Below are 22477 nucleotides of genomic sequence, written 5' to 3'. Positions count from 1 at the left end.
GCCTTTATCAGGCCTGGTTCACCGCCGCCTCGCGCTTACGCGCGGCAACAATAGTGTCGTAAGCCACGGTAATGCTTTTCATCTGATCTTCTGCGTGGCGCATAAACTCTTCCGGCAAACCTTTGGAAGCGATTTTGTCCGGGTGGAATTCCGCCGCCTTGCGTCGGTAAGCCAGCTTGAGCTCTCGATCACTCACATCCGGGCTGCATTCCAGAACATCGTAATGCGCCTTGAGACTTCCCTCGCTGGTGGCGGGACCACCGTGGCCAAACTCATTAAACATGGCGGTAAAAATAGATGCATGCAGCCCCAGCTCTTCAGGGATCTTACGCAATATCTGCTCTTCCGCGGGATGCAGCTCACCATCCGCAAACGCCACCGCAAACAACAAGCGGTAAACCATTTCGCGCATAGCCTGATTGCGGATAAGCTGGCGATATTGGCGGGCATAGTCGTAAATCGAAAACTGATCTGACTTGGCATTCTGAAAAATCTTTATCGCCTGCCGGCGGTCCTCTACATTCAGGCGCAGATTGTTATTGATGAAGTCATCGATGAGCTGGACCTCAGCCTTCGATACCTGGCCGTCCGCCTTGGCCATTTTCGCCAGCATCGAAAACAGCGCGACAATAAATACCGTTTGCGCACCATCGCGATTGAGCGGGATGCCCTGCTCGCTGAGTCTTTTCAGCCCGGAGCTAAACGAACTGCCGACCCAGGCACCCAGGGCAGCACCAATCGGCCCACCAAACATCATGCCGATACCGGCGCCGATACCCGCTCCCAACCAGGACATAGCCTCTCCTTCCGGGCCCCGATAAGGACCACTGACAGTAAAACGGCAGCCATCTTACCACGAGGGAGGCAAGCACCCTATGGTGCGAAGCATCCGCCCCGGAAAGAAGAAACTAGTCGGTCACACGTAAGTTTGAGCAATAAAAAACCCCGCTAGAGCGGGGTTTTTCACCTAACCAGTCGCGGCCGTTAACCACCCATGGCCCGCACCATGGTAATCATCACCCCGGCGGCAACCGCAGAGCCAATTACGCCGGCCACATTGGGGCCCATGGCGTGCATCAGCAGGAAGTTGTGCGGGTTCGCCTCTAGGCCCAGTTTGTTGGACACCCGGGCCGCCATCGGTACCGCGGAAACACCTGCAGAACCGATCAGTGGGTTCACCTTGTTCTTGCTCACCATGTTCAACAGCTTGGCCATCAGTACGCCGGCCGCCGTACCAATCGCGAAGGCCACAATACCCAGTGCCAGAATACCCAGGGTTTTCGGATCGAGGAACTTGTCCGCGGCCAGCTTCGAGCCAACAGAAAGCCCCAGGAAAATGGTGGTGATATTAATCAGTGCATTCTGTGCGGTATCGGACAGGCGAGAAACCACGCCACACTCGCGCATCAGGTTACCGAAACAGAACATCCCCAACAGTGGCGCGGCATCCGGCAGGAACAGCGCAACCAGAATCAGCAGCACCAGCGGAAACACGATCTTTTCGCTTTTGCTCACATGGCGCAGCTGCACCATTTCGATACGACGCTCCTGCTCGGTCGTCAGGGCGCGCATTATCGGCGGCTGAATCAGTGGCACCAGTGCCATGTAGGAATACGCCGCTACCGCAATTGCACCCAGCAGGTCGGGCGCCAGCAGGCTGGATACATAGATGGCCGTTGGGCCGTCGGCGCCGCCGATAATACCGATGGCGGCCGCATCCGCGATAGAGAAATCCATAATGCCCATCGCGGACATGCCAACGGCACCAAGGACTGTGGCAAAAATACCGAACTGGGCCGCAGCGCCGAGGAACAGGGTACGCGGGTTGGCCAGTAGCGGGCCAAAGTCCGTCATCGCGCCTACGCCCATAAAAATCACCAGCGGTGCAACACCGGAGGCGATGGCAACGTTATAGAAGTTATACAGCATGCCATTGGAGAAGCCCGCGTCCGCGGCAACTTGCGCGGCGCGTTCCGCAGCGGCCGCCGGCGCATTCTCCAGAGCAACCTTGAGGCTTTCCATCGACTCAAAGCCCGCGAGGCCCAGCGCCTGGGAAAGCTGTGCAAGTACACCGGCGTCGCCGGAATACATCGCCGCCTCCACTGCCGGCAGCGCCAAATTCGCGCCGGGAATATTCGCCAGGATTCCACCGAAGCCAATCGGCACCAGTAGCAGCGGTTCAAAGTTTTTGCGGATCGCCAGGAACAGAAGCCCCAGGCACACCACCATCATGGAGAACTGCCCGATGGTCATCTGGTTTGCCCCAGATGACAGCCAGAGATTTGCTAAATTTTCCACTGTGGCCTCCGTTACGCGATGGCCAGCAGGTCATCGCCCACCGCCACGGCATCACCCTCTTTCACAGTGACGCTGGTCACGCTGCCAGCGCGCGGTGCGCTGACCGCGGTTTCCATTTTCATGGCTTCCAGGACGACGATGGTCTGGCCCTCGGCAACCTGATCGCCCGGCTTTACCAGCACCTTGAAAATGTTGCCGGCCAGAGGTGCTTTTACCGGCTCGCCGGTGCCCGCCGCTGCCGGCGCGGCAGCCGCAGCAGGTGCCGCGACAGCTTCACCGCCGACTTTGACCATACCGGTAACGTCGCCACCATCGGCAACGGTCACGGTGTAACTCTCACCTTCCACCGACACGGTGTACACACTTTCGCCGTCGTCGTTCTTCACCTCGGAGCTTTCGTTGCCGGTAGGCACAGGCTCAAATGCATCCGGGTTATTGCGGTTCTTGAGGAACTTGAGGCCAATTTGCGGAAATAGCGCGTAGGTCAGCACATCATCGATCTCGCCCTCACCTGCAGTCAGTGCGATATCGTCCTCGGTGGATTTCTGCTGCAGCTCGGCAGACAACTTGTCCAGCTCCGGCGCAATCAGGTCCGCGGGGCGACAGGTAACCGGCTCGGCGCCATCCAGTACCTTGTCTTGCAGTTCTTTATTGACGTCCGCTGGCGTCGCACCGTATTCGCCTTTGAGCACGGCAGCGGTTTCTTTGGAAATGGATTTGTAACGTTCACCAGTGAGGACGTTCAATACCGACTGGGTGCCGACAATTTGCGAAGTTGGGGTAACGAGTGGAATGAAACCCAAGTCTTTGCGCACACGCGGAATTTCTTCCAGTACTTCATCCAGGCGATCGCCGGCACCCTGTTCACGCAGCTGGTTTTCCATATTGGTCAGCATGCCACCTGGTACCTGCGCAACCAGGATTCGGGAGTCGACACCCCGCAGGGAGCCTTCGAACTTCGCGTACTTCTTGCGCACCTCGCGGAAATACGCCGCAATTTCCTCGAGCAGATTGATGTCGAGACCGGTATCGCGATCGGTGCCTTCCAGAATTGCTACCACCGATTCCGTGGGACTGTGACCATAAGTCATGGACATGGAAGAAATGGCGGTATCGATATTGTCGATGCCCGCTTCCACGCACTTCAGTGCGGTCGCCGTAGACAGGCCGGTTGTCGCGTGACACTGCATATGGATCGGAATGTCCACCGCGGCCTTCAGCTTGCTTACCAGCTCGTAGCCTTCATAGGGACGCAGCAGGCCCGCCATATCTTTGATGGCGATAGAGTCCGCACCCATGTCCTCGATCTGGCGCCCCAGGTCTACCCACAGGTCCATGTTGTGAACCGGGCTTACGGTATAAGAAATAGTGCCTTGCGCATGTTTACCCTGCTTCTTTACCGCAGCCAGTGCAGTTTTCAGGTTGCGCATATCATTCATCGCATCGAACACGCGGAATACGTCCACACCGTTGGTGGCCGCGCGCTCAACAAACTTATCCACCACATCATCCGCGTAGTGACGGTAGCCGAGAATATTCTGGCCACGGAACAGCATTTGCTGCGGCGTATTGGGCATCGCTTTTTTCAGTTCGCGAATACGCTCCCATGGGTCCTCGCCAAGGTAGCGAATACACGCATCGAATGTCGCACCGCCCCAAGACTCGAGAGACCAGAATCCGACCTTATCCAGCTTTTCTGCAATTGGCAGCATGTCATCCAGGCGCAGGCGTGTAGCAAAAAGCGATTGGTGGGCGTCACGCAGGACTACGTCGGTAATCCCAAGCGGGGATTTTTTAGCTAAAGAGTTAACCTCAGTCATAGCTGATCTCTCTTCGAAAATTGATCTTGGAAAAATGAATGTTGTCGTTATGTGCTCCGACCTAAACCGGTGCATTCATTATGTAAAAACTATTTGGGACGATTGCGGTGTTGCTTGATGGCCTCTTCGATGATTTTACGAAGACGCGCATTGCCGACAGTCGATTGCCCCGCTGATGCAGGGGAAGGAGCGGCTGCGGGTTCAGCCTCGGGGAAAAAGCGCGTCATCACGCGTGACATGACGGTGGTGCAAATCACCAGCAACAGCAGAAATGTAAATACAATGCCCATGCCGAACAGTGTGATGTCCAGGCCCTGCTGCATTAATGCTTCTTGCACGGTTCTTCCCTCATTTTTTGTATTTTATTGATGCGGTATTGGATACCAGCCATTGAGCGGGCGATATTATCGGTAAAAGAACCTTTCAAAATCAAACACTTATTAGTTACAGAAGCAACCAAGAACCCCTATAAAAGCGTCATTTTCGTCCATTTTACCTGCCAGATCTGTCCATCTAACTTTTCACGCCCAGGGGGTTTCACAGGTTACCGAGCCCCGCCAATCGCCATTGCGCAATAACTAACCAAGTGAGAGAAATTCTCGTACAATAGCCACCCTGTTGTACCGCAATACCACGCCATTTCATGACCACAAAACCCGACGCCAAGCCAGCTGCATCTTCGATCCCGGTTCCGCTCATCTACCAGGCCCCGATGGAAGGTGTGATTGACCACCACGTGCGCGCACTGCTGTCCAAGATTGGCGGGGTCGATGTTTGTGTCACAGAGTTCGTACGCGTTACCCAAACCAAGCTCCCCAAGCGGGTCTTTACCCGCCTTTGCCCGGAGCTCGACCAGGGCGCGCAAACCCCTTCCGGTATTCCAGTGCGCCTGCAGCTTTTGGGAGGCAACCCCCAGGCGATGGGGTACAACGCAGCGCGCGCAGTAGAAGCCGGCGCGAAAGCGATTGACCTGAATTTTGGTTGCCCCGCGAAACAGGTGAATAACAGCGACGGCGGCGCATGCCTGCTGCAGTCTCCCGCGCGGGTCGAGGGAATTGTGGCGGCGGTGCGCAGAGCAGTGCCCGATGAAATACCGGTGACAGCAAAAATTCGTCTCGGGTTTAACGACCGCAGTAGCTACATGGATAACGCCAGAGCCGCGGAGGCCGGTGGCGCCTCTGAACTGGCCGTGCACGCGCGCTCCAAGGTCGATGGCTACCGCCCGCCCGCGTACTGGGAATACATCGGTGAGATCCGCCAACAATTGGGTATCCGGGTGATCGCCAATGGTGACCTGTGGACACTGCAAGACTTCCAGCGCTGCCGTGAAGTTACCCAGTGCGATGCCTATATGTTTGGTCGCAGCCTGTTGGCGCGCCCGGATATTGGCCTGCAGATTCGTGCCCTGTGCGCGGGGCAAGAGGTCTCGCCCATGCCGTGGACCCAGGTGGTTGGGATACTCCACGAGTACTACATCACCACCAAAGATCTCTACCCGGCCAAATACCTGGGTAACCGGGTCAAGCAGTGGCTGGCGTACCTGAAACTCAGCTTCCCGGAAGCGCAAAGCTTCTTCGAACAGATCAAGCGACACCGGGACCACGACATTATTGAGCAGGCGTTTGCCGTGCACCGGGGTACACAGGCCCCCTCGCCCACATCCATACGGGAAGAAAACGCCGCCTGAGCCCCGCAAGCTGGCCCACCAAAGGCCACATTTCCCGCCCCGCAAGAAAAGTGAAAAAACTGCTTGCATTGGGGGAACAGGCGCGGCAGAATGCGCGCCCTATCGAGCTGAAGCGAAGGTTTCGGCCAACAGCCAAAGCTCGGTAACTTGCGGATTTTAAAAGAGTTTTTAAAAAAATCTTTTAAAAAAAAATGTTGACGAAGCCAAGGCAAGTCACTATAGTTCGCAACCACAACGACGCGCTCGTAGCTCAGCTGGATAGAGTACCTGGCTACGAACCAGGCGGTCGGAGGTTCGAATCCTCCCGAGCGCGCCATACAAGAAGCCCTGAACTCGAAAGAGTTCGGGGCTTTTTCTTTTCCCCATGTGAAAATTCAACCCGACTCCCCCGTCAGCTATCCTTATTCAGACACCGGCCAATAAAACCTCTGTCGCGTGGCGCCACCCACGGAAAGTAATCCGGCGCACCCGGCATTGAGTAAAACGGTTACTGAATAACGAGTATTACAGGGGGCTGTATGACCACTGAACTTATCGATCTTGTAGACGCGCGCGTATCGCCCACGGGCCAGTTCGATATCCTCTCCAAATACGAAATCCATAAACTCACTGATACCAGTCGCGGGCCCGAAAATACAATTTTTCGCAACTGCGCCCTCGCCGTCCTGAACTGCGGCAACTACCAAGACGACGGCAAGGAACTCCTCGAGCAATACGCCGACTTCAATATTTCCGTCATCCCGACAGAGCGCTCGGTCAAACTCAAAGTGTGCAACGCGCCCGCGAGCGCGTTTGTCGATGGCCGCATGATCCAGGGCATCGCAGAGCATCTGTTTGCCGTCCTGCGGGACATCATCTACGTTCGCAGTGAAATTACCGGGGACCCTCGCTACGACCTGGTATCGGCGCAAGGGGTAACGGATGCAGTTTTCCATATCCTCAGGAATGCCGGTACCTTCGACCGCACCCGGGCACCGCGCCTAGTAGTGTGCTGGGGTGGGCATTCCATCTCGCGCGAGGAATACGATTACACCAAGAAAGTGGGCTATGAGCTTGCCTTGCGCAGCCTGGATATCTGCACTGGCTGCGGCCCGGGCGCAATGAAAGGCCCAATGAAAGGCGCCACCATCGGCCACGCCAAGCAGCGGGATCGCGATGGGCAATATCTCGGTATTACCGAGCCGGGGATCATCGCTGCCGAGGCGCCAAACCCGATCGTGAATCAGCTGGTGATCATGCCGGATATTGAAAAAAGGCTGGAGGCGTTTGTGCGCACCGGGCACGGCATCGTTGTGTTCCCCGGCGGCGCTGGCACCGCAGAAGAAATTCTCTACCTGCTCGGCATTTTGTTGCACGAAGAAAACAAGGATCAGCCGTTTCCGCTCATATTTACCGGCCCCGCCAGTGCGGAAGAGTATTTCTTTCAGATCGACCAGTTCATCGGCGACACCCTTGGCGAAGAAGCACGCGCGCGCTATCAGATCATCATTGATGACCCTCAGGAAGTTGCACGGCAGATGTCTGCGGGGATTTTAAAGGTACGCCAATTCCGCAAGGAAACGGGCGATGCCTACTACTACAACTGGCAGCTAAAGATATCCACGGAGTTCCAGCGGCCATTTACCGCAACCCACGAAAATATGCGTGACCTGGCCCTGCACAACCACCAACAACCTTACTTGCTCGCTGCCAACCTGCGCCGCGCCTTCTCCGGTATCGTTTCCGGCAACGTGAAGGATGAGGGCATCCGGCACGTAGAAAAGCACGGTCCCTACGAACTCCGCGGTGATCCATCGCTGATGAAGAGTATGGACAAGTTGCTGGATTCCTTTGTGAAGCAGCAGCGCATGAAACTCCCGGGCTCAGAGTACAGACCCTGTTATCGAATAAGTGCTGGCTGACGCCACACCCCATGGAATACAGGCGCGACTGAACTAAAGAGGGAGGGGTGAACTAAAGGAAGAGGTGAGAAAAAATTGGAGCCCTGCAGGGCTCCAAAGCCAATTCAACAAAGAGGAAATCAGAATTGGAAGTACAAGGTGAATGACACCGGAACGGTAAATTCTCACTTACTGAGCCAGCGTCAAAGCCCGCGAGGTCATAGGTACTGTCGCTATCAAAAACAATAATTCCACAACCGCACGAGAAACAAGAATATATTATTCCTTATTTGTTAATTCAACCCCAGATCAGGCATTTTTTATTACAGGCCCGAATTCAGCGTCAAAGGACGTTAGGAATCACGGCGTAACACTTCAACCGCTTGTCGACTGCGCTCAAACAGCTCATTCGCTTTTTCATCGCGCTGGGAGATCAAAATAAACAGCAAATCTGTGATCATAAATTGAGCGGTACGCGCCAGAATAGAAGAGCTGCGCGCTTCTGACTCATTGGCTACACAGAACAGGCTGTGCGTCGCCAGCTCGGTCAGGGGGTTCCGGGCAAAGCGGGTCAATGAGATAACTTGCGCGCCCTGCGACGCGGCAGCCTGGGCAACACGAATCACATCCTGGGTTACGCCAGACTCTGAGATTGCGAATACCACATCCCCCTCACCCAGTGTCGCGGCGTTGGCAACCTGCACGTGGGTATCGTTCTCGACCAGAACCGACTTGCCCAGCTTCATGAGCTTGTAAGCCACATCTCTTGCGACCAGCGAAGAAGCCCCCACACCAAACAGCAAAATGCGCTTGGCACTGAGCAGTGTCTCGGCTGACTGCAGCAAAACCTTTTCTGAATTTGCCATCAGCGTTTCATTCAGGGCCAGGTTTTTTCGCGCGATCAGTTTTTGCGCGACTGTCGCGAGATCGTCATCCGCTGCAATATCCCCATGAATCGCTTTCGGCAACATCGCAGAGCGCGCAACGGATTCTGTCAGGGACAACTTCAGGTCGGAATAACCTTTGTAGCCCAGCTTCTGGCTGAACTTCACCACACTGGATTGGGAAACGCCGACCTGCTCGGCCAATGCCTTGGAGGACTGCGCGCGTACAGCGTCTACGTTTTCCAACACAAAATCCGCGATACGCTGCTCGTGATTGGACATCGTGTCGCGCATGGCGCGAATTTTAACCAAAGTGCTCATTAGCTGTTCGGACCCTATTGCTGCAGGAAGTTTTCGCAAGCGTATTCACAATCCCCGCACGGCCCGTAAAACACCTCGCCAGCCCCCGAAAATAGGGAGCTTATCGGTAGCGCCGATGGAAAATACTTTGCGTAAAGCAAGAATAAATGATACCAATTACACCCAAAATCAGGAATAAAAAATTGGTCTCGGGTTTACGAAGGCCATTTATTTTCAAGCGAGTGACATTCGATGGAATTGCAGTTTACCGGTTTGGATTGGGGAATATTTGCGCTGTACTTGGCAATCCTGGCCGCGTCCGCATGGTATTTCAGCCAGAATCGCGCAAAAGATAGCCGCGACTACTTTCTCGCTCGCAACAGTATGCCCATGTGGATGGTGGCCATTTCCACTCTGGCAACCACCCAATCCGCCGCCACCTTCCTGGGCGGTCCCGATTTAGGTTACCGCGGCGACCTCACCTATCTGTTTACCAACGTCGGCGCGATCATTGCCGCGTTCATTGTGGCAAGCGTTTTAATTCCCAAATTCTACGCCAATCGAGTGACAACCGTATACGAACTCTTGCAGTCGAGATTTGGTGAAAAGGCAAAACACCGCGCCGGTGGAATTTATCTTTTGGGGCGTGTATTCGCCAGTGGCGCCAGATTGTATATGGCCGCCATCGCCGTTTCGATGATTCTGTTTAATGATATCGCCGCAAACCATGTGGTTGCTGCGGTTGTTCTCCTCACCGCGGCTGGCCTCCTGCAAACCTTTATCGGCGGCGTGCGCTCAGTCATCCAGAGCGATGTGCTGCAGTGTGCGGTATATGTCAGTGCAGCGCTTGCCGTGCTGGCCGTGCTGATCACACAGATCCCGGCGGACTTCGGCCAGATCATTGCCGCACTGGGCGCCCCTGCAGAGGGACCGTCCAAACTGACACTCATCGATACCACCTGGGACCTGAGTGACCCATTTAACTTATGGGCAACGCTTACCGGCTTTGTCCTGCTGAACATCGCAGCCTTTGGACTTGATCAGGACGTGACGCAACGTGTGCTCACCTGTAAAACCCCGCGGGAAGGCGCGCGCGCAGTACTCTTCTCCGTAGTTATGGTGATCCCGGTGATGGCCGTGTTCATGGGCATAGGGCTGTTGCTGCATATTTTTTACCAGAACCCTGCGCTTATGGGCGGTGATCCCGTTTCTGTTCCCACCGGCGGAGATGTGACGGTATTCATGCACTATGTGCTGCATGAAATGCCCGCGGGTCTGCGTGGCCTGGTAACGATCGGTGTGATTGCTGCAGCGCTCTCAACCCTGAACTCCAGCCTTAATTCCATGGCGAGCGTGCTGATCGAAGACCTTTACCGTCATCGACTCCAGCAACGGGGCATTGAAAAAGATACACAACATTTTGTGATCGCCGGGCGCTGGGGTATGACCCTGGTTGCCACCGCGCTTGGCCTGATGGCGGTGCTGTGTTTCTACTGGCAACAAATCAGTGATTTGCCACTGATTACCTTTGCACTCTCGGTGATGGTCTTCGCCTACTCCGGCCTACTGGGTGTCTTTTTCACCGCACTGTTCACCGGCCGAGGCAACGCAGCCAGTGTTGGTTGGGCCCTGGCGGCAGGTTTTACCGTCACCCTGCTGCAGCAGCCCTGGATGATCACCATGATTACCGGCACCGACGAGCCGCCGATCATTGCTTTCCCCTGGCAGCTGTGTCTCGGCACGCTGGTTTCCTTTGCCGTGTGTAATCTCGGCCGTCCGGCGGCGGCGAGCGCGCAGGCGGGCGATGAAACGGAACCCTCGGCAACAGAAACCAAGGAACTCAACGCAGCACACTCAAAATGAGCAGCTACTTTATAGGGATCGATGGTGGCGGAACCAAAACCCTGGCGCGTCTTGAAGACGCGAACGGGGCGCTGGCCACCGCAAAATCGGGAGCCAGTTCGCTAACCCAAGACCTTGATGGCGCCATAAACAACATCACCAATATCAGCCGACAAGTACTGACAGGTACCCCAATTACCCCGGATCAAGTCCATGTCGTCTGCGGTGTTGCCGGGGCAGGCAACCCGAACTCAGCCGCCAAGCTGCAACAGGCACTTTTGGCGCAGGGCTTCCGCAGCGCGCAGGTGACTTCTGATGCCAGAACCTCACTGGTGGGCGCAGGCGCAGGGACACCAATCGTCATGGTCGCAATTGGCACGGGTTCGGTCGCCATGCAACTGGGGCGCGATGGCAAGACCCGGCAATTTGGTGGTTGGGGGCTGGCGGTGGGTGACGAAGGTAGCGGGGCTGCCATTGGCAAAAGTGTGGTGCGCGCCTTGTTGTGGGAGCTGGATATTTACGGCCGTGCAAAAAGTCCGGTCTGTGAAGAGATCATGTCGGTTGTGGGTGAGGAGCGCGCGCAGATCTTGCCCTGGCTGCAAAGTGCGGGCTCGCGAGAATACGCTGCCCTGGCGCCAACGGTTTTCAAGCATCTCCCCCACTGCGCATTGGCAGGTGAAATCGTCCGTAAAACCGCCGCCGAAGTAGACCGCCTGATTGAGGCGGCCAGCGATGGCGACACACTCCCGCTGGCACTGCTTGGGGGCTTGGCAGATAAGTTAGGTCCCTATTTGCATTCTGCACATCAGGCGCGGCAGATACCCGCGCTGGGAACGGCGCTGGACGGTGCCTGCATACTTGCTCGCCAGGATAGGGAGCACACCGCCGCGAGCAACAAGACAAACACGATACAGCACGACTCATAAATGAGCGGCTTCTGAACATTGGCGACGACATTGGAGTCCAACTAAGCCATGAATGCACAATTGCTTAATGAACTGGCAACGCTGACCAGCGAAGCGCGCAACCCAGATACACTGGATATTGACCTGCTCTCCAGCGAGAAGATTCTCGAAAAAATTAATAATGCCGACCGCGAAGTGCCCGAGGCCGTTCATCGTGAAATACCACAAATCGCACGTGCGGTGGATGCCATTGCAGAAGCGTTTAAATCCGGTGCCCGACTGATCTATATGGGTGCAGGTACCAGCGGTCGCCTGGGTATTCTCGATGCCGTGGAATGCCCGCCTACCTATGGCGTCGAAGAAGATATGGTAGTGGCACTGATTGCTGGCGGTGAGGAAGCCGTATACCGCGCACAGGAAGGCGCGGAGGACAGCTTTACTCTTGCGGGCGAGGATCTGGACAAGATCAATCTGTGCAAGGACGACGTTGTCGTCGGCATCGCCGCGAGCGGCCGCACCCCCTATGTTATCGGCGGGCTGCGCCATGCGCGCGCAATGGGCTGTACCACCGTCGCACTGTCCTGCAATAAAACCGCAGCCATTGCCGCAGAAGCGGATATCGCCATACTGCCGGAAGTGGGCCCCGAGATCCTAACCGGATCTACACGGATGAAAGCGGGCACGGCGCAAAAACTTGTGCTTAACATGCTCACCACTGCCAGCATGATTCGTATTGGTAAAAGTTTTTATAACTTGATGGTTGATGTCAAAGCGACCAACGAAAAACTCGTTAGCCGCACGCGACGTATTGTTATGGAAGCCACCGGTGTCGAACTGGAAGAGGCCGATCGCGTACTCCGCAGCTGCGAACACAATGCAAAACTCGCCATCATGATTATTTTGAGCGGACTGGACCGGAAAGAATCTGAGGCAGCGCTGGATCAGGCAAACGGCTTCCTACGCACAGCACTGCAGCTGGCGAAACAAGGCGGCACAGCGGCCCGCAGCGCGGTCGCGAAGGAACGCATTCGTACACCTGCCTGAGTACGAACCTCACGTTGCACTGCGTAATAGGCAAAAAAAAACCGGGGTGATACCCCGGTTTTTTTTTCTAGCGAAGGCTGCTTACTTGAAGACATGCAGCCACAAATCGTCGCCGGTGCCGTTATCGTTGATGGCAAATTCAAAGGCTTCCCGCGGATAACGCACGCCCTCCCCCGACACGCTCGTGTCATAGCTGCCCCATTTCTCGCGATTCCAGCGACCAAATGGATCATGCACCGTGTAATGTTCACCGTCGAAGCCGGTCACCACGACAATATGGCCGGACGCGGTAAACCAGCCGTGAATGATCGTGGGAATCCCTCGGGACGCCAGGCTGCGCAACTCATCAATAGTGCCATTCTCCCGGCCATGATTTCGCACCGGGCTACCCATTTCCTCCGCCAGCTGGTTAAAACCATCTCTTAAAGCGGGTACCGTTTGCAGAACGCCGCCAAAGTACTGGTGAAGATAATCCGGGGTACGCATTCCCAACTTTTGCGGATTGGTGACCCCGAAAAAATCGGTAATCATCGCCATGGAAGTGAGGGAGCAGGTCCGCAGGGGCTCATTTTCATTGTCGAGCTGACTCCAGTAAGGGATTTCCGACCGCTCCGACACGCTGCGACACGCACTCGTTGTATCAGCCTGCTGTTTGCCCTCGGGGCATGCGGCGAATACCTGTGCGCTCAGTAGCAGTGCAGGCAGCAGTAAAATCCGTAATTTCGACATGGCAACCTCAGTTATTACTTATGCAATTCATCAGCATGCTCGACGCTTGCCGGAGGCTGCAATGCGTCTGCGACAATTTCCAGCCAGTGACGCACTGGTTTTTCAGTGCCACCCTGCAAGTGCAACTGGCAGCCGATGTTCGCGGTAATTACCGTATCGGGGTCTGTTGCCAGCAAATGCGCTAACTTCTCCTCGCGCAGGCGCTCAGACATCGCCGGCTGCAATACCGAATAGGTGCCTGCCGAACCACAGCACAGGTGGCTGTCTGCAATTGTGGGCAATGTAATACCCAACCTGCGCAACAATCGTTCCACGCGATGGTTGAGCCCCTGACCATGCTGCAGCGTACACGGGCAGTGAAATGCCAGGCGCTGCTCGCCTATCGACGACGAAAGTGCGGGGGGAGCGTTCGAGAATATTTCTTCCAGCAGCTCAACCGGGTCTTTAACCAGGCGGGCTAATTCAATTGCCTTTTCTCTGTAGTCATCATCATCCTGCAGCAAGTGCGGGTAGTCCTTCAGGTGCACTCCGCAGCCCGAGGCCGTCGATACAATTGCGCGCAATACGCTGCCGTCAGCTCCCTGGTGCAGGTTCCACCAGCCATCGATATTCGCCCGCGCAAGATCTCTGGCCTCTTCTTCACCGCTGGTATGAAAACTCGCCGCGCCGCAACAGCTGGCAAAAGTGCTCTCAGCCACCGGCACACCACTGTGATCCAGCACCTTTGACAATGCCAGGTCCGTGTGCGGGCGCAGTGCTGGTTGCACACAACCGCGCACGATCAGTACCGTGCCCTTTTGCAGCGAATTACCAGGGGCAGCCGCCGATTCCAGATGAGGCTTGGTGTCGGCTCGCTGGGCATCGACAAAATATACTCTGCGCATTTTTGCGGGAAGCAGCCAAGAAAAAAGCCGCCCTACGCGTAACAGGCGCGCAAACAGGTCACGCGTCACCATGAGTTTGCGCAAACCCCAACGTACCAGTTTGTCACGCTTTGCGCGCGGAGCCAGGCGCTCTACGGTGTGACGGCCGATCGCTACTAACTTGTGGTATTCCACTCCAGAAGGACAGGTGGTTTCACAGCTCAGACACGTTAGGCACCGGTCCAGATGTTCGCGGGTATCCTTGGTCGCTTCACCGCGTTCGAGCATTTCTTTCACGAGGTAAATGCGCCCGCGGGGGCTATCCAGTTCATTGCCACCCTGAAGGTACGTCGGGCAGGTGGCGGTACAGAACCCACAGTGCACACAGGCATTCAAAACCTGCTCCGCACGTTGCTTTTCGCCGTCCTGCAATAACCCATCGATCAAGTTGACTTGCATTATGCGCCCCCCTCATCGACGAAGTGTCTTTCAAAATAGGCAGGATTAAATACGCCCTTTGGGTCCAATGCTGATTTCAGCGCGCGATGCCAAGCCGGGGTTGTCCCCGCAGAGCTCACTGTGGGGCCACGCATCACTCGCACAAAACCACCGAGTTCAGCGGCATCACGGGCTAAGGTGAGGTGATCACCATCGCGCACCCAAACGCGCGCGCCCTCCCACTCGACAAGCGCCTGCCCGGTGGTGAGCGGTAACGAGGCATACCGCGGTAAATAGGCACACGCCAGCCGCTCGCCATGGAAAAATGCTGGCCTGAGATCCATGAGTGCACGCCAGTCCAGCCCACTCTCTTCCCCGCCAAGCTGCTTCAGTACGTCGTTCACTGCGCGCTCTCGCCCACTGAACCGCAAATGCAGGTGACCTTCAAAATAGCAGGTTCCCGATAACAGCGGCCGCAGGGCACGTGTGCGCTGCCACCAGTCATGCAGCCCTGCCGGGGCAACTTCAAACCTAACGGACTTGGTGCACTCCGCTTGTGGCTGCAGACGGAGAGTGACATCCAGTATTGCGCCCAGCGTACCAAGTGCGCCAACTTGTAAACGCGCGAGATCATACCCGGCCACGTTCTTCATAACCTGGCCGCCAAATCGCACGGTTTCCCCGCGGCCATTTACCAGCTGGCAACCCAGAACGATGTCCCGCAGTGCGCCGCCAAAGGCGCGCCCAGGACCATCCCAACCACAGGCAATCGCACCACCCAGGGTGCTATCCGCAGAGGGGCTGGGTATCTCCGCAGCAAACCGTTGATTATGTTTGCCCAACAGCGCCTCTATCTCTGACAGCGGTGTTCCCGCGCGGGCACGCAGGATCAGCTCTTCCGGTTGGTAATCCACAACACCGGTGTGTCCAGCGAGAGGCAGAGTCGCTTGATCAGCCAGGCCAAATGCTGCGCGCGAAGCACTCCCGCCAAGGCATAAGGATTCAGTATCACCCCTGCCGTGATAAGCGGCAGCGATCTGGGTAGCGATATCGGCAGAAATATCACGCACCAAATGAGGAGCAGTAAAATCAACCACAACAACTCCTCAGCGCACGGTATTCCTGGCAGCGCGCCAGGCTCGGAATTTGTTTATCTGGGTTCAACAGCTTGTGCGGGTCGAGTGCCGACTTGATGGCGCGGAACTGTGCCAGCTCCGCATCACTGAATTGGACCGCCATCTGATTGATCTTCTCGACACCCACACCATGCTCACCGGTAATAGTGCCGCCTACTTCGATGCAGTATTCCAGAATATCCGCCGCGAGCTTTTCAGTACGCTCGAGCGCATCAGGCTCGCGTCCATCGAACATGATAATGGGATGAAGATTCCCATCCCCGGCATGGAATACGTTGGCGACGCGCAGGGCATACTTCTCAGCAAAGCGCTCGGTAGCTTCCAGAACATCGCCAATCCGGTGCCGCGGCACGGTGCCATCGATGCAGTAATAATCCGGCGATAGGCGGCCAATCGCCGGGAAGGCACTTTTGCGCCCCTTCCACCAACGCGCGCGTTGCTCATCATCCGCGGCGAGATGCACGGTAACAGCACCGGACTCCGCGAGCACCTTCTCGACAATGGCCAGCTCGGCCGCGACTTCGAGGGGATGACCGTCAAGATCGATCAATAAAATACCAGCGGCATCCAGGTTATAGCCTGCCTTGCAAAACGCTTCCGTGGCCGAGATGGCGAGCTTGTCCATCATTTCAAGCGCAGCGGGAATAACACCGGCGCGCACGATCGCAGAGACCGCATCTGCTGCCTGTCGAACACTGGCGAAATCCGCCATCAAGGTGCGGGTATGCTCAGGCACGGGTGTGAGCTTGACCGTCACCTCGGTAATGACACCCAGGCCGCCTTCGCTACCATGAACCAAGGCCAACAAATCGAAGCCCGGCTGGCTGAGACACGCGCTGCCGAGGGTAATGACTTCACCGAAGTTTTCCTCGGCCGCAGATACGAGGCGTACCGAGAGCACGTTCTGTACCGTAACGCCATATTTCAGGCAGTGCACGCCGCCTGCATTCTCTGCCACATTCCCGCCGATCGAGCAGGCAATTTGCGACGACGGATCGGGAGCGTAATAAAGGTCATGGGGTGCAGAGGCAATAGACAACTGTTGATTTATCGCTCCCGGCTGCACCCGTGCCGTCATCGCAACCGGATCAACTTCCAGAATTTGCTTCATGGGTGCGGTCACCAGCAGCAACCCACCCGCAATCGGCTTGGCGCCCGCAGAAAGACCAGTACCGGCGCCACGGGAAACCACGGGAATGCCGAACTGCCTGCACAGCTGCAATGCTTCCACTACATCTTGTTCGGATTCCGCTAACGCCACCGCAAGGGCTTGGGTCGTATACACCGGTAACGCATCGCATTCATAGGGTGAAAGGTTTTCCCGGCTCACTAACAGCCGTTCACCATGGAATACCTTTTTCAGTGCGGCAATAAAGGATTGCTCGTCCACTGTACGTGCAGAATCAATATGGCTCACATTCACTCCCGCGCCTAAACCTTCCAGATGATCTGACGACGATACATTTGCCACATAACCCAGTAAAACGCGATCAGGCAACTGGCTGCGAATGCGAGTGAACCGCCGTAACTACCAAAGATTGGCTGGAATACAGAGCCAAATAACCACCCCTTCAAGGTACCGTCGCCTACTGGGATCATGATGAGGATCCGTCCGACGACACCAGCCAGCATAAACAATGCAATGGCGTTAACACCAAACACCAGCAGAGGGGCCAATGCACGACGGCGCTCACGGATATCGACCAAGTAATAGAGCCCCGCCATCAACAGCAGGGATACACCAGCGGTGACCAGGACAAAACTGGGAGACCACAAGGCCTTGTTGATGGGTACGATGGAGTGCATTAATTGCCCCACCAACACCATCAGCGTACCGGCAACCAGCCAGTTGCGGCACAGGCGCAGCTGCGCCTCACCATTGCTATCCGCTGACTTCCAGGCAAGGGCAGCCAGGACGCCAAGCAGGCAGGTTGAAGCCGCAGAGAAGGTAGTCAGTACGCCCTCCGGGTCAAAAGCAAAGGGCTGTGCATCCCGGTAATACACGTGCGCACTTCCCAACAGCCACTGGTCCAACCAGGCTGCGAAATGATTGCCGAATGCCAGCTGCCCCTGAAAGACTTCTCCACTGGCACTCTGGTAGGGCACCACTAACATCAGTGTCCATGGCACGACACTACACAATATGGCGGCAACCAACAGCCCCTTCGCCGGCAGCCAACGCACCAGGTAGCAACACAAAATGTAAACCAGTGCGATGCGCTGCAGCACACCCATCCAGCGAATGCCTTCCAGGCGATCCTCAATCCAGTTGTACGACGCATCGCGAAAGTTGTAAAAAAAGATGGCGAGAAAAAGCCCGAGGGCAAAGAGCTTGAGCGCCCTGCTCCACTGTGCCCAGCCCACCGGCGGAAAGTCGCCTCGCTTGCCGGTAGACAGCACCATCGATACGCCCACAACAAACAGGAATAATGGGAAGATCACGTCCGTGGGCGTCCAGCCGTGCCATTGCGCATGCGCCATGGGCGCATAAACAAAAGACCAGCTTCCCGGATTATTTACCAAAACCATGGCCGCTATCGCGATCCCGCGCAATAAATCGACCGACATCAAGCGACCATGGGGTACCTGGGCAAGGATTTTGTTGAGATGCTGCCCCATTGCTCAATCCTCCGGATAGAGTAAGTAGGGTTGTCGCTGTGCCCGAAATGCCAGCAACCCGTCCTGCCACGACGCACGAATCTGGTCTGCATCTTGCCCGGCGATAACCGCCTTCCTCAATGAATCCGTGCCCGCCAACTTGTCAAAAAATGCAGCACGGGAAAAGAAGTCTTGCGGGGTCTCGCCAGTACGCTGGGACCAGCTCAGCAGAGGCTCCAGACTAAAGCGGCTCTGCGCATCCGCTGACCGCAAGTCGTCGCCATGCAGTTCCACACCTTTGTGTTTAGGGTTTTCACTGGCACCGGGGACCGGTTGCGGTGTGAATAAAAACTTACCCTCACGGTCGGCGGGGTGCCCCAGAGCCTGAAATGGAAAATCCGTTCCACGTCCCACGCTGACGGTTGTTCCTTCGAATAACCCCAACGAGGGGTACAGGCGAATAGAAAGGTCATTGGGAAGATTTGGCGATGGCCTCACCGGTAACCCATATGCCATGCTTTTGCGGTAGCCGGCCACCGGAATCACCGTCAGCGCACACTGGCCCTCACCTTCCAGCCATCCTTCACCGTTGATCATTTGCGCCAGTTCGCCCACCGTCATGCCATGCACAAGTGGGATCGGGTGCATGCCCACAAAACTCCGAAACTCCTCCTCGAGGATAGGACCATCGACATAATCACCATTTGGATTGGGGCGATCCAAAACCAGCAGAGGTACGCCGTTGTCCGCACAGGCCTGCATTAAATAGTGCAGAGAGCTGATATAGGTATAGAAGCGAACACCGACATCCTGAATATCGAACACTAGCCAGTCTAAATTCGCCAGGCTTTCCGGGGTTGGCGTATACTTGCCACCGTACAGGGAGACGATTGGCAAACCGCTGGGACCATCGATACCATCATCGATTTTCCCACCATTTTCCACATTCCCGCGCACACCATGTTCCAGTGCAAAAATGCGCTCGACGCCCACATTTTTCTCGCGCAGGAAATCAATGAGGTGGGTGTCGCCAACCCGCGAAGTCTGGTTTACGACCAGGCCCACCCGCTGGTCTTTCACCAAGGGTAAATAGAGCTCAGATTGCTCTGCACCGGTACGCAACGAAGTGACCTGCGGCTGGGTTATGCTGGAGTGGTCAACCGGCACATCGAAGTAACTTTCGGGAAATGGCTCTGGCTTGAAGGTGTAGTGCCACCATTCCTGAGAATAATTAACAAATCCTTCGGCGGCCATCACGTCGCGCAACTTAAAGCGATTGGCTATGGCTTGGGCGTCCTCCAACGGATATTCCGTGGCCGAACGCTCATCCATAAAGTCAAAACCAGTACCCATATCCAGCGCTTCACCGCTATCGAGGCGGTACAAGGTCAAGTCAATGGTAGCACCGCGGCTGTGCCCAGAGCGCTCGGCGATATAACCACGCTCGAACATCTGCGACTTTTCTTCACGCGGGTAGAAATCAGCTTTTGTCGAATGATCCTCAGGCGCCGCCGCCCAACGCACAAAGTGATTTACTGCGCTCTGTGGGCGGTAGCAATCGAACACCTCAATTCCGAGCCCCTCACTGGCAAGCCGGGCTGCCACCTTCTGTAGTGCTGCCTCCGCATCAGCGGCCAGCAGGCATACATTCGCTTTGTAGCCATCGAGAGGCTCGCCTACCAGGTTATCCGCGGTGAAGTAGCGCATCGCTACCTTGATATTGCTCGCATCAACCGAAACAAACTGCGGTGCGATGTGAGTTACACCATGCGACTCCTGACGATCACCCTGAGGGGCGTCGACGGGACTGTCCTGACACGCTGCGACGAAACAACTTACCGCAACAAGTGTCGCTGCACGCTTCCATAGTCGGTTCATACAAGTTCCTCCGCGTCAGTGTTCACGTCACTGTTCATGTCACTAGCAGCCGCTTTACGCTGTTTTTTTCCCGAGGACGGTTGCTTGAGCATGCTGGAATCGATGTCTCTGTTGAAGGACTGGGCAACGTCCTGAAACTCTGCAAGCGCGCGCTCGGTTTCCTGCACGGTCAAGACACGGATAGCGGGCTCACCTTTTAACTTGCGCAATCCGTGCATTTCAAGATCTGTGCGATCGGAGGTGAACGCAGCAATCGCATCGAGAATTTCGGCGGTAATTCGCTGGCCAGGCACCAGCAACGGGATGCCCGGCGGGTAGGGTACGACTTCATCGCACGCAACGGCGCCGATCAGCAATTCGCGACCACCCCCCATCCAGGAAAGCTTTTCGCCTTGCGCAAAATAGGCGGTTCTCGGCAGTGCGACTATCTCACTCAGCGCTGGCAGATTCTGCCCAACGCTTTCCTCCGCTATAGCCACCGCCGCCTTTTGCGTTTTACTTTTTTTGGCCTTCTCCGAGAGGCTGCGCAGGGCTTGTTTCAAGCGCAGCACTTTGCTTTCAGTGGTGCCAATGGTGACAAGGAAGGACAGTGTGTTGTGGGTATTCTTTTCTACCTGTATACCGAAATCGGTAAACAGTTGCGCCTGCGCTTCCGGGGCACTCAGACCCGCGCAGCCAACATCGATAGTGACCTTCGTCGGGTCAAGCCGAATCCCATCATCGGTGAGTGAGTCATCACAGAGGTCAAGAGCAGACAGATTACTGAAGACTGTGTGATCACGCACGAACGCACGGATCTCCTCGGCAAAGCCGAGTGTACGCTCGAGCACACTAAAGCCCTCAATACTCATTTGCTTTCGCGCGACATCCAAGCTCGCAATCATGCCGTACTGCGGACTGGTGGAGGTATGCATATTGATGTCTTCGCGGAAACCTGCCGCATCAAAACACGCAGCATCGTCCACGTCCTCACGCCAGCCAAAATCACCGACATGGATCATACTGGCCTGAGAAAATGCAGAGAGCATCTTGTGCGTTGACTGGGTAACGAAATCCGCACCACATTCCAGCGCGGTTGGGCGCATTTCTGGATGGAAGCGACCATGGGCATACCAGGCCTCATCAATCAACACGAAGAGACCCGCAGCATGGGCATATTCAATGATCGGCTTCAGGTCATAACGCAGGCCGTCATAGGTACAGGAAGTGAGCACCAACAATCGTGCACCGGGCGTACGGTCAATTGCCGCAAAAATTTCACTCTGTGGTACTGGCCCATAGATCCCGTAGTGCTGATTGACCGCCGATTCCAGATATACCGGTACCGCACCACTCATAATCATGGCGTGATGAACCGATTTATGGCAGTTGCGGTCAACCACGACCCTATCTCCATGGCGCAACAGATGCTGCAGCACAATCTTGTTGGAGGTAGACGTGCCGTTGGTAACGAAATAGCTATGCCGTGCACCGAAGGTTTTGGCCGTTAGCTGTTGTGCCTGACGAATAACACTAATGGGATCCATCAACGAATCCAGCATTTTCACACTGACAGAAAGATCCGTATTGAAAACATGCTCACCCATAAACCGGTGGAAATCGGATATCCATGGGCTGCTACTGAGGCTGTCACCACTGGAATGGCCCGGGGTGTGCCAGGAATCACGTGCCGCGAAGACGTACTCGCGCAATGCATCGGCAAACGGTGTGGCGATACGTTCCAGCAGGATTCGCCGCAAGGTACGGTATACCACGCCATAATTTGACTCGCCGCGTGAAATAACACACTCGAAACCTTCCTGCTGTGCATCATTGGCGCCAGTCAGCAGCACACAATCAATTTCCGCTCTTTGCAAGCGCACCGCATTCAGTGCAGAGCGTGCTGTCTGGTCGCCCAAGCTGACATCATCAAGAACAAGAATCTGCGTATCGCCGGCGTGCAGCACAGAAACAAGGTCCTGGTATTGCGCGTGTACGAACTTGAGGGCAAGCGGCGCTTCCGCATCATTCTCGGCCAGGGGTGTCAGCTCGGTTAACCAGCGGGATGCAAAATCGCTATCCATGGTCAGTAGCACGATTTCACATGGACTTTTTTTCATCACTTCAAAACTCTTCGTATTTCGCATTATGGATAATTTGATATTCAGGCGCGCTCAGAAAACCCGCGCGCCCTGC

The 22477-nt window shown here is 55.8% G+C and carries 17 protein-coding genes and 1 tRNA gene; 6 read left to right on the top strand and 12 right to left on the bottom strand.

Annotation, left to right across the window (positions count from 1 at the left end):
- Window positions 1-7: 7 nt before the first annotated feature.
- The 4 genes from djlA to AS89_RS0111155 all read right to left on the bottom strand — a co-directional run bounded on the left by djlA (window position 8) and on the right by AS89_RS0111155 (window position 4456).
- Entirely contained in the window at window positions 8-796 is a 789-nt protein-coding gene (gene djlA, locus AS89_RS0111170; protein ID WP_010132719.1) for a co-chaperone DjlA, read from the bottom strand.
- Between the two features lie 188 nt (window positions 797-984).
- On the bottom strand, window positions 985-2298 hold the full coding sequence (locus tag AS89_RS0111165) for a sodium ion-translocating decarboxylase subunit beta (RefSeq protein ID WP_010132718.1): 1314 nt from the start codon (window positions 2296-2298) through the stop codon (window positions 985-987).
- An 11-nt stretch (window positions 2299-2309) separates the two neighbouring features.
- On the bottom strand, window positions 2310-4118 hold the full coding sequence (oadA, locus tag AS89_RS0111160; protein WP_010132717.1) for a sodium-extruding oxaloacetate decarboxylase subunit alpha: 1809 nt from the start codon (window positions 4116-4118) through the stop codon (window positions 2310-2312).
- A gap of 89 nt (window positions 4119-4207) precedes the next feature.
- Window positions 4208-4456 (bottom strand): OadG family protein, encoded by a 249-nt coding sequence (locus AS89_RS0111155; RefSeq protein ID WP_029249960.1) that lies wholly within the window; start codon window positions 4454-4456, stop codon window positions 4208-4210.
- Between the two features lie 305 nt (window positions 4457-4761).
- Here AS89_RS0111155 and AS89_RS0111150 point away from each other — a divergent pair, with 305 nt between their 5' ends.
- The 3 genes from AS89_RS0111150 (at window position 4762) to ppnN (ending at window position 7706) form a co-directional block, all read left to right on the top strand.
- Window positions 4762-5805 (top strand): tRNA dihydrouridine synthase, encoded by a 1044-nt coding sequence (locus AS89_RS0111150; RefSeq protein WP_010132715.1) that lies wholly within the window; start codon window positions 4762-4764, stop codon window positions 5803-5805.
- A 239-nt stretch (window positions 5806-6044) separates the two neighbouring features.
- Window positions 6045-6121 (top strand) — tRNA-Arg (locus AS89_RS0111145).
- A gap of 202 nt (window positions 6122-6323) precedes the next feature.
- Window positions 6324-7706, top strand: coding sequence for a nucleotide 5'-monophosphate nucleosidase PpnN (gene ppnN / locus AS89_RS0111140; RefSeq protein WP_010132714.1), 1383 nt, complete (start codon window positions 6324-6326; stop codon window positions 7704-7706).
- Between the two features lie 332 nt (window positions 7707-8038).
- Here the strand turns inward: ppnN and AS89_RS0111135 are convergent, their stop codons facing one another.
- Window positions 8039-8890 carry an SIS domain-containing protein gene (locus AS89_RS0111135; RefSeq protein WP_010132712.1) on the bottom strand — a complete coding sequence of 284 codons (852 nt, stop codon included), beginning with the start codon at window positions 8888-8890 and terminating at the stop codon, window positions 8039-8041.
- Between the two features lie 231 nt (window positions 8891-9121).
- Here AS89_RS0111135 and AS89_RS0111130 point away from each other — a divergent pair, with 231 nt between their 5' ends.
- Genes AS89_RS0111130 through murQ form a run of 3 tightly spaced genes read left to right on the top strand, consistent with a single transcriptional unit; the run spans window position 9122 to window position 12660 of the window.
- Entirely contained in the window at window positions 9122-10732 is a 1611-nt protein-coding gene (locus AS89_RS0111130; RefSeq protein WP_010132710.1) for a sodium:solute symporter, read from the top strand.
- Window positions 10729-11637, top strand: coding sequence for a BadF/BadG/BcrA/BcrD ATPase family protein (locus tag AS89_RS0111125; protein WP_010132709.1), 909 nt, complete (start codon window positions 10729-10731; stop codon window positions 11635-11637). The genes AS89_RS0111130 and AS89_RS0111125 overlap by 4 nt, the downstream gene beginning before the upstream one ends.
- Before the next feature lie 48 nt (window positions 11638-11685).
- Window positions 11686-12660 (top strand): N-acetylmuramic acid 6-phosphate etherase, encoded by a 975-nt coding sequence (gene murQ / locus AS89_RS0111120; protein ID WP_010132708.1) that lies wholly within the window; start codon window positions 11686-11688, stop codon window positions 12658-12660.
- 81 nt (window positions 12661-12741) lie between these two features.
- On the opposite strand, the gene AS89_RS0111115 is transcribed toward murQ, so the two are convergent.
- Genes AS89_RS0111115 through AS89_RS0111085 form a run of 7 tightly spaced genes read right to left on the bottom strand, consistent with a single transcriptional unit; the run spans window position 12742 to window position 22401 of the window.
- Window positions 12742-13389, bottom strand: coding sequence for a C39 family peptidase (locus AS89_RS0111115; protein WP_010132707.1), 648 nt, complete (start codon window positions 13387-13389; stop codon window positions 12742-12744).
- Between the two features lie 14 nt (window positions 13390-13403).
- Complete coding sequence (gene glcF, locus AS89_RS0111110; protein ID WP_010132706.1) at window positions 13404-14711, bottom strand: glycolate oxidase subunit GlcF; 1308 nt, start codon at window positions 14709-14711, stop codon at window positions 13404-13406.
- Window positions 14711-15787: an FAD-binding protein gene (locus AS89_RS17385; RefSeq protein ID WP_010132704.1), complete on the bottom strand. Its 1077-nt coding sequence runs from the start codon at window positions 15785-15787 to the stop codon at window positions 14711-14713. The genes glcF and AS89_RS17385 overlap by 1 nt, the downstream gene beginning before the upstream one ends.
- Window positions 15780-17243: an FAD-linked oxidase C-terminal domain-containing protein gene (locus tag AS89_RS0111100; protein WP_237709676.1), complete on the bottom strand. Its 1464-nt coding sequence runs from the start codon at window positions 17241-17243 to the stop codon at window positions 15780-15782. Before AS89_RS0111100 ends, AS89_RS17385 begins: the two co-directional genes overlap by 8 nt.
- Before the next feature lie 14 nt (window positions 17244-17257).
- Complete coding sequence (locus AS89_RS0111095) at window positions 17258-18445, bottom strand: acyltransferase family protein (protein ID WP_010132702.1); 1188 nt, start codon at window positions 18443-18445, stop codon at window positions 17258-17260.
- A gap of 3 nt (window positions 18446-18448) precedes the next feature.
- Window positions 18449-20302 carry an exo-beta-N-acetylmuramidase NamZ domain-containing protein gene (locus AS89_RS18435; protein ID WP_010132701.1) on the bottom strand — a complete coding sequence of 618 codons (1854 nt, stop codon included), beginning with the start codon at window positions 20300-20302 and terminating at the stop codon, window positions 18449-18451.
- On the bottom strand, window positions 20299-22401 hold the full coding sequence (locus AS89_RS0111085; RefSeq protein ID WP_010132700.1) for an aminotransferase class I/II-fold pyridoxal phosphate-dependent enzyme: 2103 nt from the start codon (window positions 22399-22401) through the stop codon (window positions 20299-20301). Before AS89_RS0111085 ends, AS89_RS18435 begins: the two co-directional genes overlap by 4 nt.
- Window positions 22402-22477: the final 76 nt, after the last annotated feature.

It is taken from the genome of Microbulbifer agarilyticus S89 (assembly GCF_000220505.1).
In the GTDB taxonomy this organism is placed as follows: Bacteria; Pseudomonadota; Gammaproteobacteria; order Pseudomonadales; family Cellvibrionaceae; genus Microbulbifer; species Microbulbifer agarilyticus_B.
This window is presented reverse-complemented; position numbering and strand designations above follow the sequence as displayed.